Below are 13900 nucleotides of genomic sequence, written 5' to 3'. Positions count from 1 at the left end.
GCAGCCTCCTACTGTTTGTCGGCATGGGTCATGGCGGTATAGAACAGCCATGACACCAGCAGAATGATCAGGAAGTACACCAGCGAAAATGCCGCCGCAGGCCCCAGGTCGAACTGCCCGACCGCCATCTGCGTCAGGGTCTGGCTGAGGAAGGTGGTGGCGTTGCCCGGCCCGCCACCGGTGAGCACGAACGGCTCGGTGTAGATCATGAAGCTGTCCATGAAGCGCAGCATCACCGCGATCAACAGCACGCTCTTCATCTTCGGCAACTGGATATGGCGGAACACCGCCCAGGCCGAAGCACGATCGATGCGCGCCGCCTGGTAGTAAACATCGGGAATCGCGCGCAGGCCGGAGTAGCACAGCAGCGCCACCAGCGAGGTCCAGTGCCAGACGTCCATCACCAGCACCGTGACCCAGGCATCCATGGTGTTGGCGGCATAGTTGTAGTTGATCCCCAACTGGTTGAGCGAAGCCCCGAGCAGGCCGATATCGGCACGGCCGAATATCTGCCAGATGGTGCCGACCACGTTCCAGGGGATCAGCAACGGAATGGCCATGACGATCAGGCACAAGGACGACCAGCGGCCCTTGGTCGGCATAGTCAGGGCGATGGCGATCCCCAGGGGGATTTCGATCAGCAGCACGCAGGCCGAATAGATGAACTGGCGCAGCAGCGAGTCGTGCAGGCGCGGGTCCAGCAGCACCTGGCGGTACCAGTCGGCGCCGACAAAATAGCGGCTGGACTGGTCGAAAATGTCCTGCACCGAGTAGTTGACCACGGTCATCATCGGCACCACGGCGCTGAAGGCCACCAGCAGGAACACCGGCAGCACCAGCCACCAGGCTTTGTTGTTGGGCACCTTGTTCATGACCGGGCCTCCAGCAGCACGTCGTCGGCATAGAGCATCAACCACTGCGCCGGGAAGCTGATCCAGGCCTGGCCTTCGGGCAGCGTCCGGTCCTCACCCAGGCGCACCTTGAGCGGCACGCCTTGCAGGTCGAGGCTGAGAATCTTGTAGGTCCCCAGGTCTTCGACATCCACCACCCTGGCGCTGAAACCTTCATCGAAGGGCGCATCCCAGACCTGGACGAATTCCGGGCGGATGCCCACCTGCAAGTGCGTGGGGCTGCAAGCCGCAAGGCGCTCTTGCAGATCCAACGGCAACGGCAGGTGGATAGCGGCAAAGCCGACCCCGCCGGGCTGCACCTGCACCGGAATCAGGTTCATCCCGGGGCTGCCGATGAAGTAACCGACAAAGGTGTGCCGCGGGCGCTCGAACAACTCGCGGGGAGTGCCGAACTGGACGATCTGCCCGCCGTACATCACTGCGATCTTGTCCGCGAAGGTCGACGCTTCGAGCTGATCGTGGGTGACGTAGATCATGGTGATGTTGAACTGCTCATGGATCTGCTTGAGCTTGCGCCGCAGCTTCCATTTCAGGTGCGGGTCGATCACCGTCAGTGGCTCGTCGAAGAGGATCGCCGAGACGTCGTCGCGCACCAGGCCGCGACCCATGGACACCTTCTGCTTTTCATCGGCGCTGAGATTGCGGGCTTTCTTTTTCAGCAGGTTGCCCAGCTCCAGCACCTCGGCGATTTCCTTCACCTTGCTGGCGATGCGCGCTTCATCCAGGCCCTGGTTGCGCAACGGAAAGGCCAGGTTGTCGAACACCGTCATGGTGTCGTAGACCACCGGAAACTGGAACACCTGGGCGATATTGCGCGCCTGTGGCGACAGTTCGTTGACCACCTTGCCATCGAACAAAACCTGGCCGTGAGACGGGCTGAGCAGCCCGGAAATGATGTTGAGCAAGGTGGATTTGCCGCAACCCGACGGCCCGAGCAAGGCATAGGCACCGCCCTGCTCCCAGACATGCTCCAGCTCGCGCAATGCATAGTCGTCCGCCCCCTGCGGATCGCGGCTATAGCTATGGGCCAGTTGCTGCAGACGAATCTCGGCCATCAGGCGCCCCTCGCTTCACGCAGGCCCGGCGCCTGCACCAGTTGCCCGGCCGGGTCAAAGACAAACAGCTTGTGGGTTGGGATGAACACCCGGATCGGCGCATCGACGTGGTACTCGTGCACCCCCGGCAGGTGCAGGACCAGACGAAAGTGCTCGTTGCGCACATGCAGAAAGGTTTCCGAACCGCTGATTTCCGCCAGTTCCACCAACACCGCCAATTCCAGGTCATCGTCGTTGGACGGCACCAGGGCGATATGGCTTGGGCGCACTCCGAAGCGATAGTCGCCATCGCCGATACGCTGCAGGTCAGCGTTCATGGCGAAATGCACGGCACCGGCAAAGCTCACTTCATTGCCACTGATACGCCCGGGCATCAGGTTGATCGGTGGCTCGGAAAACAGTTCAGCGGCCAGCACCGTGCGCGGCTGGTGATAGACCCGGGCGGTGGGCCCACTCTGCACGATGCGCCCTTCATGAAGGATCGTGGTAGTACCGCCCAGAGCCAGGGCTTCATTGGCTTCGGTGGTGGCATACACAGCGATGCAATGGCGGGCGGCGAACAGCTCACGCATTTCCTGGCGCAGCTCTTCGCGCAGCTTGTAGTCGAGATTCACCAGCGGTTCGTCGAACAGGATCAGCTCGGCATCCTTGACCAGCGCCCGGGCCATGGCCGTACGTTGCTGCTGGCCGCCCGACAGTTCCAGCGGCAAGCGTTGCAGGTACGGCTCGATGCGCAGCATCTGCGCGGTCTGCTGGACCTTCTCACGGATCAGCTCCTCGGCCATGCGTGCCTGGCGCAAGGGCGAGGCAATGTTCTCGAACACGCTCAGCGTCGGGTAGTTGATGAACTGCTGGTAAACCATCGATACGTTGCGCTGGCGCACCGGTCGACCGGTGACATCCTCGCCATTCATCAACACCCGGCCACGGTCCGGACGATCCAGCCCAGCCATCAGGCGCATGAGGCTGGTTTTGCCGGCCAGGGTGCGGCCAAGCAGGACATTGAACGAGCCAGGTTCGAAACTCAGGCAGGCATCGTCAATGCACACCTGGTTATCCACGGTTCGGCTGACATGTTCGAGGGTGAGCGACATGGCGCGGCCTTCTTGTTGTTATCGGACAGGCGCCTGCACCAGAGCGAGATTCGTGCCAGCGCACACCAAGCCGTTCTCGCTAAACAACTTTCAGAAACCAGGCAGTTCAGAGCTGTTCACGGTTGAACAGCAATGAACAGCTTCTGGATTGACAATGAACAGGACTGAACAACACTGGACCACACAAAAACAACAACGCTGCCACCGGCAGAGGGCGGGCCCATGGCTGCATCCAGCACCAGCCACGCGCAACTCATCCAGGCCTCCTGGGCGCGCTGTCGCGACTATGGCCTGGAGCACCAATCGTTGCCGCAATTCGGTGAAGCGTCCTGCGCTGACATCCGCGAACTGCTCGAACGCCAGCAAACGCTGTTGAGCACCACCCGTGACGAGGTGATGCCGCAGTACGCGCACCTGCTTGGTAACTCCAGCTACCTGATCATGCTCAGCGACCACCAGGGTCAGTTGCTCGAGGCCTGGGGTACCCGCCGCTTCATCGACCCGCACCAGCGTCACGGTTTCAATGCCGGCGCCTGCTGGCTGGAGCAAGGGGTGGGCACCAACGCCATCGGCACCGCCCTGGCTAGCGGCGAAGCCGTGCATGTCAGCCAGGATGAGCACTTTCTCAAGCTCAACCGTTTCATGGCCAGCGCCGCCGCACCGTTGTTCGACGCCGAGCGCCAACTGATCGGCGTACTTGATGTCTCCAGCGACAGCTACCTGCCTGCGGCGCAAACCCAGGGCCTGGTGCGGATGATGAGCCAGAGCCTGGAAAACCGCCTGATCCTTGCGCGATTTTCCGGGGATTACCAGCAACTGAGCTTCAATACCGGCGCCAACAGCCTCGACAGTCAATGGGCCGGGCTGTTGGTGTTCGATGATCAGGGCCGGGTCCTGGCAGCCAATCGCCGGGCCGACAGTTTGCTTGGGCAAAATCCGTTGCAGTGCACCCTGGAGCAGTTGTTCAGAACGCCATTGGCGCAGCTGTTGGCTCACCGCAGCGAGCAGCCGTTTGCCCTGAAGGTGACCGGTCGCAACCGCTTTCACTGCTTGCTGCATGCGCCGGCCCTCCCCCCAAAGGCCGCAGCGTTCAGCCGAGCCCAACCAGGTTGCGACCCGCGTATCACCAAGGCCCTGGCCCAAGCCGCCGTACTGCTGGAAAAAGACATCCCGCTGTTGATCGAAGGTGAAACCGGGACCGGCAAGGAAGTCTTCGTCAATGCCCTGCACTGTGCCAGCAGCCGTGCCAAGCAACCGCTGATCGCCGTGAACTGCGCGGCGATCCCCGCGGAGCTGGTGGAGTCCGAGCTGTTCGGCTATGAAAAAGGCGCGTTCACCGGCGCCCATCACAAGGGCAACCTCGGCCTGATCCGCAAGGCCGACCAGGGCATTGTGTTCCTCGATGAGATCGGTGACATGCCTCTGCCGACCCAGGCCCGCCTGCTGCGCTTTCTGCAGACCCGCAGTATCCAGCCCCTGGGCAGCGGCGAAGCGACCCGGGTGGATATCCGCGTGGTCTCGGCGACCAATCAGAACCTCGCCGAACAGGTGCGCCTGGGCCACTTTCGCCAGGACCTGTATTACCGCATTGCAGGTCTGAGCCTGGTGCTGCCGCCGTTGCGTGAACGTAGCGACCGCCTGGCCCTAATCGAACAGATACACCAGCAGTACCGCGACCCCGGGGTACCAACCCAGATTCCCGGCAAAGTGTTGGAACTGCTACTACAGCACCCCTGGCCGGGCAACCTGCGCCAACTGGCCAGCGTGCTCCAGGTAGCGTTGGCCTTGGCGGGCAAGCACGCGATTGCCGTGGAACACCTGCCAGACAGTTTCTTTACCGATCTGCCCGCCGCAAGGCCCCAGGCGCCGGTATTGACACAACGCCCCCAGGCTGACGACCTTGGCCAGCGCCTGCATGCCCTTAACGGCAATATCTCGGCCCTGGCCCGGGACCTGGGCATCAGCCGCACCACACTGTATAAGCGCCTGCATGCCCAGGGCCATACCTGTGCAGTTGACGAACGCCTGGGCTGATGGTCAGATGCCTGCCAGTTTCAGGTGCCTGCCGCCGCCGTGCGTCAGGTGAAACGGGAAGCCGGTGCGTCGTTATCGACCAGTCCGGCGCTGCCCCCGCAACGGTAAGCGAGTGAAGCATTCAACACACCACTGTGCCCACCGGCATGGGAAGGTGAATGTCTTTACGCCTCGCAAGCCCGGAGACCGGCCTGAAGCCCCACGACTGCAAGCAGTCATTCAGGCAAACCTGCGGAGGGCGGGCACGAGCCGGCTCTCTGGCGCGTGTTGGCCGGGGACCCTGCTGTGCGCTTCGCGAATTTTTCGAGAAGTCCATGACAGCAACACCCCCGAAACGTCGCCGCGGCCGCCTCGCCGAAGAGCAGATCCAGAGCAAGCCCGAGTGGTCGCAGATCCCCGCGCATAGCCGTCACGTCATGCTCTGCACCGGCCCGCGCTGTGTACAACGCGGTGCCCTGCCCTTGTGGAAAATCCTGCGTCGCGAGCTGCTGGTGGCCAACCGTATCGAAACCACCGACGGCGTGCTGCTGACCCGCAGCCATTGCCAGTTCCCCTGCAACCTCGGCCCGGTACTGACGGTGTACCCGGACCGCTGCTGGTACCGGGTGGCCAACGCCGAAGAGGCGCAACGCCTGGTGCGCGTGCACCTGATCGAGGGCCAGCCGGTGCCTGAACTGCTGCTCAATGGCCAGTTGTCATGAGGTGGCTCGGCGCCAGCTTGCTGGTGGCACTGAGCAGCAGCGCCATGGCTCTGGACTATCAAAACTGCGGGCAGACCTGGCACATGGCAGCGGAGCGTCCACAGCGCATCCTGGCCCTCAATCAGCACGCCGCTGACCTGCTGCTGGCCCTTGAAGCCGGCCCAGCACTTGCCGCTGTCAGCTACATCGATGACGACCCGCAAGCACTGGTCAGCGGTCGCTATCGCGGCGTGCCGCTGCTGTCACGCCGCTACCCGGCGACCGAGGTGGTCTATGCCCAGGGTTATGACCTGCTGATCGGCGGTTTTGCCAGTGCCTTTCGCGACAGCGACGGCGTAGCCCCGCGCACAACCCTGAAGGCCAACGGTATCGACACCTACCTGCTGGAGAACGCCTGCGCGCCCACAGCAGAAAACGGCTTTGCCGCCGTGGAGCAAGACCTGCACACCCTCGGCCGCCTGCTGCAGCGCGAAGCACAAGCCAGCCAGTTGATCGCCCGCCAGCGTCAGGACCTGGCGGCAGCACGCGCCATCGCCGGGCAAGGCGAGCCCCTTTCGGTGTTCTACCTCGACAGCGAGGTCAACGGCCTGCAAAGCGAAGGCAAGCGTGGCTTCATTACCCAACTGATCGGAGCTGCGGGCGGACGTAACCTGTATGCCGAGGTCGAGCAGAACCGGGTCACGGTCGATGCCGAAAGCCTGCTGCGCGCCGACCCCGACGTGATCATTCTTGCCGATGCCGTGTGGTCGCCCGCCGCCAGCAAGCGCGCCTTCCTGCGCAAGCACCCGGCACTCTCGCACCTGCGAGCAGTGCGCAACAATCGCCTGATCGACCTGCCCTTCACCCACCTCCTGCCCGGCGAACACAGTGCCAGTACCGCCTTGGGCCTGGCGCGACAGCTGCACACCTTCAAGCAAGACCTGCAGTGAGTCATAACAGCAGATTCCGCTGTCAAACCCACTATTTCAGCTTTACCGGCTGAGCGCCCAACGCGCTTCAGCCGGGATTTATCCTTGATCACATCGACAATAAGCACACAGCCCACCCCGGATGCGTGCCTTGATGCAAACAACAAATACAGTCTTGATGATCCGCCCGGCGCGGTTCGCCTTCAACCCGGACACTGCCCTCAACAACCGCTTCCAGCAAGCCCTGCTTGACCCGGAGCAGGCACAGCATAAAGCGCTGGAAGAGTTCGATGGGTATGTCGACACCCTGCGCCAGCACGGTGTCGACGTCCTTGTAGTACAAGACACCCCGGCGCCGCACACGCCCGATTCGATCTTCCCCAACAACTGGTGGAGCAGCCACGCCGACGGCAGCCTGGTGCTCTACCCGATGGAAGGCCAGAACCGTCGCCTGGAGCGCAGCAAGGGCGTACTCAAAGTCCTCGAAGAGCGCTTTGCCGTCCGTCAGACCATCGATCTGAGCCCGCTGGAACAGCAGAGTATGTATCTGGAAGGGACCGGCAGCATGGTCCTGGACCGCGAGCACCGGATCAGCTACGCCTGCCATTCCGGGCGCACCCACACCCAGGCCCTGCGCCTGTTCGCCGAACAGCTCGACTATCGCCTGTGCCTGTTCCACGCCGTCGACCGCCAGCAGGCGCCGATCTATCACAGCAACGTGATGATGAGCGTCGGCCGCGGGCTCTCGCTGGTCTGCCTGCAAGCCCTGCCCGAGACCGACGAACGTCGCGCCCTGGAGCATTCGCTGCGCGACACCGGTAAGGACATCTTGGCCCTTGACTTCGACCAGCTCGAAGGCTTCGCCGGCAACATGCTCGAAGTCCACGACAAGCAAGGCCAGCCGCTGCTGGTGATGTCGCGCAGCGCCTGGCGCTCGCTCAGCCCTGAACAACGCCGCCAGGTGGAGGGGCACAGCCACCCGGTGGTGGTGAACATCGACCATATCGAGCGCATCGGCGGTGGCAGCGCACGCTGCATGCTTGCCGAAGTGCACCTGCCCATCCGTCACTGATTACAACAAAGGAGTTCATCATGACCCGCTATATCGACGTCACCGACCTCAGCCGCCTGGTGCTGCACAAAGGCCTGAGCACCTGCATCAGCGAGATGGCCGAGTACATCCGTGAGGACTACTTGCGCTGGCACGACTTCGAGAAATGCGCACGCCTGGCCAACCACTCGCCTGATGGCGTGATCGAGCTGATGCCGGTCTCCGACGCCAACCTGTATGCCTTTAAGTATGTTAACGGCCATCCGAAGAATACCCAGCGCAACATGCTCACAGTGATGGCCTTCGGCGCCCTGGGCGACGTCGATACCGGCGCGCCGGTGCTGCTCAGCGAGATGACCCTGACCACCGCCATCCGCACCGCCGCCACCTCGGCCCTGGCCGCCCGCTACCTGGCGCGCAAGGACAGCCGCAGCATGGCGTTGATCGGCAACGGCTCGCAAAGCGAGTTCCAGGCCCTGGCCTTCCATGCCCTGCTGGGCATCGATGACATCCGCCTGTACGACCTGGACCCTGCGGCCAGCGCCAAGCTGGTGGCCAACCTCAGTGCTTACCCGGCAATCAAGGTGAGCGTCGCCAGCTCCGTCGCCGAAGCGGTGCGCGGTGTCGACATCGTCACCACAGTGACCGCCGACAAGGCTTTCGCCACCATTCTCACCCCGGAAATGATCGAGCCGGGCATGCACCTCAATGCCGTCGGTGGCGACTGCCCGGGTAAGACCGAACTGCACCGTGCGATTGTCGAGCGCGCGCGGGTGATCGTTGAATACGAACCGCAAAGCCGCATCGAAGGCGAGATCCAGCAGATGCCCGCCGACTCGCCGACCACCGAGTTCTGGCAAGTGGTCAACGGCCAGGCAGCCGGTCGTGAAAACGCCGAGCAAGTGACCCTGTTCGACTCGGTCGGCTTCGCCCTCGAAGATTACTCGGCGCTGCGTTATGTGCTCGACGTGGCCAAGGCCCTGGACATCGGCAGCGAGATCGCCCTGGTACCGGAGCTTAAAGACCCCAAAGACCTGTTCGCGCTGTTGCGTGCACCGGTTGAAACGCTGCAGAAAAAGCGCGCCTGAGCCCGACCGAATCTGCCGTGCCAGGGCGCGGCAGATCGGAAACTGCTGCAACTGAAGCCTAAACAGGAGGTGATCCAGCCGATTCGGCTGACATACACGCTTTAACAGCACAATCCGGCAGCCGTCGCCGGTTCAAACGACACAAAAAAAACGTCGTCATCGCGCATTCTGAGCCCGACCCGAGAGTCACTAAAAGACCAGAAGCGCATCACTGCCCTACATCAACTATAAAACTCAGGGATACTCATATGACTTCGCTGCGAAAGCTCCTCAGCGTGCTGCTCCTGCCACTGTGCGCAAGTGCGGTGCAGGCCAAGGAATGGACCGAGATCCGTTTCGGCGTCTACCCCGAATACCCCCCTTTTGAATCCGTTGCCGCCGATGGCAGCCTGCAAGGCTTCGACATCGAGCTGGGCAATGCCATCTGCGCCAAGCTGCAAGTCAAGTGCACCTGGGTGCACAACGAATTCGACGGCATGATCCCGGCCCTGCGGGCACGCAAGTTCGACGCCATCATGTCGTCGATGGCGGTGACCCCGGCCCGGGAAAAGCAGATCGACTTCAGCGCCAAGCTGTTCCTCAGCCCGACCTCGGTAATCGTGCGCAAAAGCGCCGACTTCGGCGACACCCCCGAGTCGCTCAAGGGCAAGCAGATCGGTGTGCTGCAAGGTTCGCTGCAAGAAGCCTACGCCCGCGCCAAGCTGGCGCCGCTGGGAGCCCAGGTCAAGGCCTACCAGGCTCAGGACCAGAACTACGCCGACCTGCTCAACGGCCGCCTCGACGCTACCCTGACCGACAAGCTCGAAGCCCAGCTCAATTTCCTTTCCAAGCCTGAAGGCGCCGACTTCAAGAGCGGCCCGGCGATCAAGGACCCGACCCTGCCCCTGGATATCGCCATGGGCCTGCGCAAGAACGACAGCGAACTCAAGGCCCTGCTCGACAAAGGCATCGCCGCAGTGCACGCCGACGGCACCTTCGCCGCCATCCAGAAAAAGTACGTCGGCGAACTGGATATCTACAACGAGTAAGCCGTGCTACCGCGATCCGCTCGCCTTGAGCTGATCGCGGCCGCATTTGCCCTGCGTCCTACCGAGATTTTTCCCGTGAACGACTTCCTTCACTCCCATGGCTGGCAGGCCCTGAGCTTGCAGGGCTTCGGCCCGCTGTTACTGCAAGGGACCTGGATGACCTTGAAACTGGCGCTGCTGTCACTGGCCCTGAGCCTGGCGCTGGGCCTGTTCGGCGCCAGCGCCAAGCTCTCGCGACTGAAACTGCTGCGCGTCCCCGCCACCCTGTACACCACTCTGATTCGCAGCGTACCGGACCTGGTACTGATCCTGCTGATCTTCTACACCCTGCAACTGTGGCTCAACGACCTGACCGAGCTGCTCGGCTGGGACTACTTTGAAATTGACCCGTTTACCGCCGGGGTCGTCACTCTGGGTTTCATCTACGGCGCCTACTTCACCGAGAACTTTCGCGGGGCGATTCTCAGCGTGCCGGCCGGGCAACTGGAAGCCGCCACGGCCTACGGCTTGAGCAAGGTGCAACGCTTTCGCCTGGTGCTGTTCCCGCAACTGATGCGCTTCGCCTTGCCGGGCCTGGGTAACAACTGGCTGGTGCTGCTCAAGTCCACTGCGCTGGTGTCGATCATCGGCCTGGCCGACCTGGTCAAGGCTGCGCAAAACGCCGGCAAGACCACCAACAACACCCTGTACTTCCTGATCATCGCAGGGCTTGTGTACCTGCTGATCACCACCCTCTCCAACCGTTTGTTCAAGCACCTGGAGCGACGTTACAACACAGGCATCAAGGGGCTGGCACGATGATCGAACTCTTTGAGCAATACGGCCAGGCCTACCTGTACAGCGATGGCGGCGGCCTGTCCGGGCTGGCCATGACCCTGTGGCTGTTCGTCATTACCATGGTCCTGGGGTTTTTCCTGTCGCTGCCGCTGGCGCTTGCGCGGGTGTCGCGCAATCTGTGGCTGCGCTGGCCGGTGGAGTTCTACACCTTCGTGTTCCGCGGCACGCCGCTCTACATCCAGTTGCTGATCTGCTACACCGGCCTGTACGGGCTGGAAGTGGTGCGTGATAGCGCACTGCTCGACCAGTTCTTTCGCAATGCGCTGAACTGCACGCTGCTGGCTTTCGTGCTCAATACCTGTGCCTACACCGTGGAGATTTTCGCCGGGGCCATTCGCAACATCCCCCATGGCGAGATCGAAGCGGCCCAGGCCTATGGCCTGCACGGCTGGAAGCTGAACCTGTTCGTGGTCCTGCCAGCGGCCCTGCGACGCTCGCTGCCGGCCTACAGCAACGAACTGATCCTGATGCTGCACGCCACCTCGCTGGCCTTCACCGCCACCATCGCCGACATCCTCAAGGTTGCCCGCGATTCCAATGCCGCCACCTTCCTGACCTTCCAGGCCTTCGGAACGGCGGCGCTGCTGTACATGTTGCTGTCCTTCGCGCTGGTCGGGCTGTTTCGCCTGGCCGAACGCCGCTGGATGGGTTTTCTTGTTCCTGCCCGAGGCTAACTCATGACCACTACCGTACACGCCTTGTCGACGGGCGAACTTACCCATAACAGCCGCCCAAGCCCACGCATCGCCGCCGTTTCCGCCGATGCCACGATCAAACTCAGCGTTGCCGACCTGCACAAACGCTATGGCGAACACGAGGTACTCAAGGGCGTCTCGCTGCAAGCGCGCAAAGGCGACGTGATCAGCCTGATCGGCGCCAGCGGCTCGGGCAAAAGCACGATGCTGCGCTGCATCAACTTCCTCGAACAGCCCGATGCCGGGGTCATTACCCTCGACAACCAGAGCATCGAGATGCGCCAGGGCCGGGCCGGCACCCGCGCACCGCACCCGGCGCAATTGCACAACCTGCGCACGCGCCTGGCCATGGTGTTCCAGCACTTCAACCTGTGGAGCCACATGACGGTGCTGGAGAACATCTGCATGGCACCGCGGCGGGTGCTCGGGGTCAGTAGCCAGGAGGCCGAAGCCCGGGCGCGCAAGTACCTGGACAAGGTCGGCCTGCCGGCGCGGGCCGCCGACCAGTACCCGGCGTTCCTCTCCGGCGGCCAGCAACAGCGGGTGGCGATCGCCCGGGCCCTGGCCATGGAGCCGGAAATCATCCTCTTCGATGAGCCGACCTCGGCACTGGACCCTGAGCTGGTCGGTGAAGTACTGAAAGTCATACAGACGCTGGCCGAGGAAGGCCGTACCATGCTCATGGTCACCCACGAGATGGGCTTTGCCCGTCAGGTCTCAAGCCAGGTGCTGTTTCTGCACCAGGGCCGGGTCGAGGAACAAGGAAGTGCCGAGATACTTGACCAGCCGCAGAGCGAGCGCCTGCAGCAATTTCTTTCCAACCGTTTGAAGTGAAGCCGAACCTGCATGGATACCAAGGTCAACAGCCCACAGACTGCGCCCACCCTGGACCGGATCGACGAAGCGATCATTGACGTGCTGCGCCACAACGGGCGCATCACTTACGAGAAGCTCTCATCGCTGGTGCACCTGACGCCACGCCCGTGTCTGGAACGGGTGCGCAAGCTGGAACGACGCGGAGTAATTCGCGGTTATGGCGCAATCATCGACGTGCAGATGGTCTCGCCGGGGTTATCGCTGCTGGTGCTGGTGGCCCTTTCCAACCAGAGCGGGCGCGCTGCGCAAAAGGCCTTTGAGGCCTGCGTGCGCGCCTGCCCGCAGGTGTTCGACTGCCAGCTGATCAGTGGCCACTTCGACTACAGCCTGCGCATGCGTTGCCGTGACATGGAGCATTACCGGGTGCTGACCGAGACCTGGATGAACAACGACGAGCTGCACATCGACAAGCTGGTCGCCCACCCAGAGCTGGCGGTGGTAAAAAACACCGCCCCCCAGCTCTAGTCTTTATATTTCACCAGCACCCTTGCTCCAGTCGGCTGAATGGGGCGATTGTTTTTCCCCATCACGCCCTCAAACCCAGTCAAGTCGGAAGTCAATAGTCTTTGCTTGTTAAGCATAACAATCCAGGTGACCCCCTCTTTGGTGGGGGGAGTTGTTAGTGAGCCAGGAAACTGAATGTTGTCCTTTTTTTCCGGAAGCAATCCTGTGATTTTAAAAGGGGCTGGAAGGGCGATCTCGTGGTTTTTAGGAGGCAACTCTGTGATTTCAGAGGGATCCGGAAGAGCGGTTTCCTGGTGGGCGCCCGACGTAAAGATAGCGCGTGTTATATCATTAATTGGCCTATTGGGCTTACCCTTGTCAAACAGGACTGCAATTACCGCTAATCTCCCTCTGTTGTCCTCATGAACAAAGTGGACCTCTAGACTCGAGGAATGGTTGTCGAGTTGATTTTCAGATGGTGTATGAAAGTGAAACTGTTGGAGTGTGTATTTCTCACCACCCAGCAGAACATAGTTATCTTCCTTGTTCTGGGGAGTTATTTGTATGGCATGCCCATTATACACACCCCTGAAGTCACCATCTTCATACCGAATAATGAGGTTTTGAGGTTTGATGATGGCAATTTTATTGAGTTCAATGTCAATGGGCGATTGCTGATTGCCGATTGCTGTTGCAAACTCTTCACTCAGGGAAGCCCAGTGCTCAGGCCCCGTATCTCCTGAGTAAGACCACTCAGTATCTCCTGAGGCCGAGACTGATGTCGCTACAAAAGCTAAAATAGTAGTAAATGCAATATTTTTTAAGTGAGTCATACGGATGCTCCCAGCAGTTAATTTAACTCGATAAAATTTAATTAAGAGAGCGAAAAACTCCTTACTGCGCGATTAACATCCCGCTCTTCTAAAGTTCGGCACTGACTAGGATTTCTCTGAACGTCAGATTCAACCCTATTCATAACGTCCCGTATTTTACGAGGGTCGTCTACTGTTAAAAATGATAGGTAAACCAACCGCCGGTCGGGTTCTTGGTCTTCGAGGTGATTATGGTGCAGCTCTGCAGAGGTAATTGTGAGGGGTAGCGCCTGTGCGATCTAACTTTGAAAGCAGTAGATCGCCAGAGTAGGGCTGGGTAAGACAAAAACCTCAAATAGGTCAGCT

Annotated in this window: 14 protein-coding genes and 1 riboswitch; of the genes, 10 read left to right on the top strand and 4 right to left on the bottom strand. The window is 61.2% G+C overall.

From position 1 onward, the window contains the following. Positions 1-8: 8 nt before the first annotated feature. The 3 genes from M5G17_RS06940 to M5G17_RS06930 are packed head-to-tail and all read right to left on the bottom strand — an operon-like array spanning position 9 to position 3060. Complete coding sequence (locus M5G17_RS06940; protein ID WP_273892244.1) at positions 9-872, bottom strand: carbohydrate ABC transporter permease; 864 nt, start codon at positions 870-872, stop codon at positions 9-11. Next, the gene (locus M5G17_RS06935; RefSeq protein ID WP_273892243.1) at positions 869-1966 is read right to left on the bottom strand and encodes an ABC transporter ATP-binding protein; all 1098 of its coding nucleotides are present in this window, start codon (positions 1964-1966) and stop codon (positions 869-871) included. The genes M5G17_RS06940 and M5G17_RS06935 overlap by 4 nt, the downstream gene beginning before the upstream one ends. Further along, positions 1966-3060: an ABC transporter ATP-binding protein gene (locus tag M5G17_RS06930; protein WP_273892242.1), complete on the bottom strand. Its 1095-nt coding sequence runs from the start codon at positions 3058-3060 to the stop codon at positions 1966-1968. The genes M5G17_RS06935 and M5G17_RS06930 overlap by 1 nt, the downstream gene beginning before the upstream one ends. 222 nt (positions 3061-3282) lie before the next feature. Between M5G17_RS06930 and M5G17_RS06925 the strand changes: the two genes are divergently transcribed. From M5G17_RS06925 to M5G17_RS06880, 10 genes are all read left to right on the top strand, one after another. Beyond that, positions 3283-5094 (top strand): sigma-54-dependent Fis family transcriptional regulator, encoded by a 1812-nt coding sequence (locus M5G17_RS06925; protein ID WP_273892241.1) that lies wholly within the window; start codon positions 3283-3285, stop codon positions 5092-5094. A 5-nt stretch (positions 5095-5099) separates the two neighbouring features. Beyond that, positions 5100-5303: riboswitch (cobalamin riboswitch) on the top strand. 105 nt (positions 5304-5408) lie between these two features. Next, positions 5409-5795, top strand: coding sequence for a (2Fe-2S) ferredoxin domain-containing protein (locus M5G17_RS06920; RefSeq protein WP_273892240.1), 387 nt, complete (start codon positions 5409-5411; stop codon positions 5793-5795). Continuing rightward, complete coding sequence (locus tag M5G17_RS06915; RefSeq protein ID WP_273892239.1) at positions 5792-6724, top strand: ABC transporter substrate-binding protein; 933 nt, start codon at positions 5792-5794, stop codon at positions 6722-6724. The genes M5G17_RS06920 and M5G17_RS06915 overlap by 4 nt, the downstream gene beginning before the upstream one ends. Before the next feature lie 133 nt (positions 6725-6857). Next, the gene (gene ctlX / locus M5G17_RS06910) at positions 6858-7775 is read left to right on the top strand and encodes a citrulline utilization hydrolase CtlX (protein WP_273892238.1); all 918 of its coding nucleotides are present in this window, start codon (positions 6858-6860) and stop codon (positions 7773-7775) included. Between the two features lie 20 nt (positions 7776-7795). Continuing rightward, positions 7796-8842: an ornithine cyclodeaminase gene (locus M5G17_RS06905; protein ID WP_273892237.1), complete on the top strand. Its 1047-nt coding sequence runs from the start codon at positions 7796-7798 to the stop codon at positions 8840-8842. Between the two features lie 248 nt (positions 8843-9090). Continuing rightward, the gene (locus M5G17_RS06900; protein ID WP_273892236.1) at positions 9091-9870 is read left to right on the top strand and encodes an ABC transporter substrate-binding protein; all 780 of its coding nucleotides are present in this window, start codon (positions 9091-9093) and stop codon (positions 9868-9870) included. A gap of 75 nt (positions 9871-9945) precedes the next feature. Beyond that, on the top strand, positions 9946-10671 hold the full coding sequence (locus M5G17_RS06895; RefSeq protein WP_273892309.1) for an ABC transporter permease: 726 nt from the start codon (positions 9946-9948) through the stop codon (positions 10669-10671). Continuing rightward, complete coding sequence (locus M5G17_RS06890; protein WP_273892235.1) at positions 10668-11381, top strand: ABC transporter permease; 714 nt, start codon at positions 10668-10670, stop codon at positions 11379-11381. Before M5G17_RS06895 ends, M5G17_RS06890 begins: the two co-directional genes overlap by 4 nt. Before the next feature lie 3 nt (positions 11382-11384). Continuing rightward, positions 11385-12236: an ABC transporter ATP-binding protein gene (locus tag M5G17_RS06885; RefSeq protein ID WP_273892234.1), complete on the top strand. Its 852-nt coding sequence runs from the start codon at positions 11385-11387 to the stop codon at positions 12234-12236. Between the two features lie 12 nt (positions 12237-12248). Beyond that, a complete protein-coding gene (locus tag M5G17_RS06880; protein WP_273892233.1) occupies positions 12249-12743 on the top strand; it encodes an Lrp/AsnC family transcriptional regulator in 495 nt (164 codons plus the stop codon). On the opposite strand, the gene M5G17_RS06875 is transcribed toward M5G17_RS06880, so the two are convergent. Further along, entirely contained in the window at positions 12740-13555 is an 816-nt protein-coding gene (locus M5G17_RS06875) for a carbonic anhydrase (RefSeq protein WP_273892232.1), read from the bottom strand. The genes M5G17_RS06880 and M5G17_RS06875 overlap by 4 nt on opposite strands. Positions 13556-13900 lie beyond the last annotated feature (345 nt).

Origin of the sequence: Pseudomonas rubra (assembly GCF_028656935.1) — a bacterium.
Classification (GTDB): Bacteria; Pseudomonadota; Gammaproteobacteria; order Pseudomonadales; family Pseudomonadaceae; genus Aquipseudomonas; species Aquipseudomonas rubra.
The sequence above is the reverse complement of the archived record's forward strand: the minus strand, read 5'-3'. Positions and strand labels throughout refer to the sequence as shown.

Bases quoted from the DNA above. Each gene is read 5' to 3' on its own strand.
- M5G17_RS06905 (WP_273892237.1), top strand. From the start codon at position 7,796: ATGACCCGCTATATCGACGTCACCGACCTCAGCCGCCTGGTGCTGCAC.
- M5G17_RS06900 (WP_273892236.1), top strand. From the start codon at position 9,091: ATGACTTCGCTGCGAAAGCTCCTCAGCGTGCTGCTCCTGCCACTGTGC.
- M5G17_RS06880 (WP_273892233.1), top strand. From the start codon at position 12,249: ATGGATACCAAGGTCAACAGCCCACAGACTGCGCCCACCCTGGACCGG.
- M5G17_RS06890 (WP_273892235.1), top strand. From the start codon at position 10,668: ATGATCGAACTCTTTGAGCAATACGGCCAGGCCTACCTGTACAGCGAT.
- M5G17_RS06935 (WP_273892243.1), bottom strand. From the start codon at position 1,966: ATGGCCGAGATTCGTCTGCAGCAACTGGCCCATAGCTATAGCCGCGAT.
- M5G17_RS06885 (WP_273892234.1), top strand. From the start codon at position 11,385: ATGACCACTACCGTACACGCCTTGTCGACGGGCGAACTTACCCATAAC.
- M5G17_RS06940 (WP_273892244.1), bottom strand. From the start codon at position 872: ATGAACAAGGTGCCCAACAACAAAGCCTGGTGGCTGGTGCTGCCGGTG.
- ctlX (WP_273892238.1), top strand. From the start codon at position 6,858: ATGCAAACAACAAATACAGTCTTGATGATCCGCCCGGCGCGGTTCGCC.
- M5G17_RS06875 (WP_273892232.1), bottom strand. From the start codon at position 13,555: ATGACTCACTTAAAAAATATTGCATTTACTACTATTTTAGCTTTTGTA.
- M5G17_RS06930 (WP_273892242.1), bottom strand. From the start codon at position 3,060: ATGTCGCTCACCCTCGAACATGTCAGCCGAACCGTGGATAACCAGGTG.
- M5G17_RS06915 (WP_273892239.1), top strand. From the start codon at position 5,792: ATGAGGTGGCTCGGCGCCAGCTTGCTGGTGGCACTGAGCAGCAGCGCC.
- M5G17_RS06925 (WP_273892241.1), top strand. From the start codon at position 3,283: ATGGCTGCATCCAGCACCAGCCACGCGCAACTCATCCAGGCCTCCTGG.
- M5G17_RS06920 (WP_273892240.1), top strand. From the start codon at position 5,409: ATGACAGCAACACCCCCGAAACGTCGCCGCGGCCGCCTCGCCGAAGAG.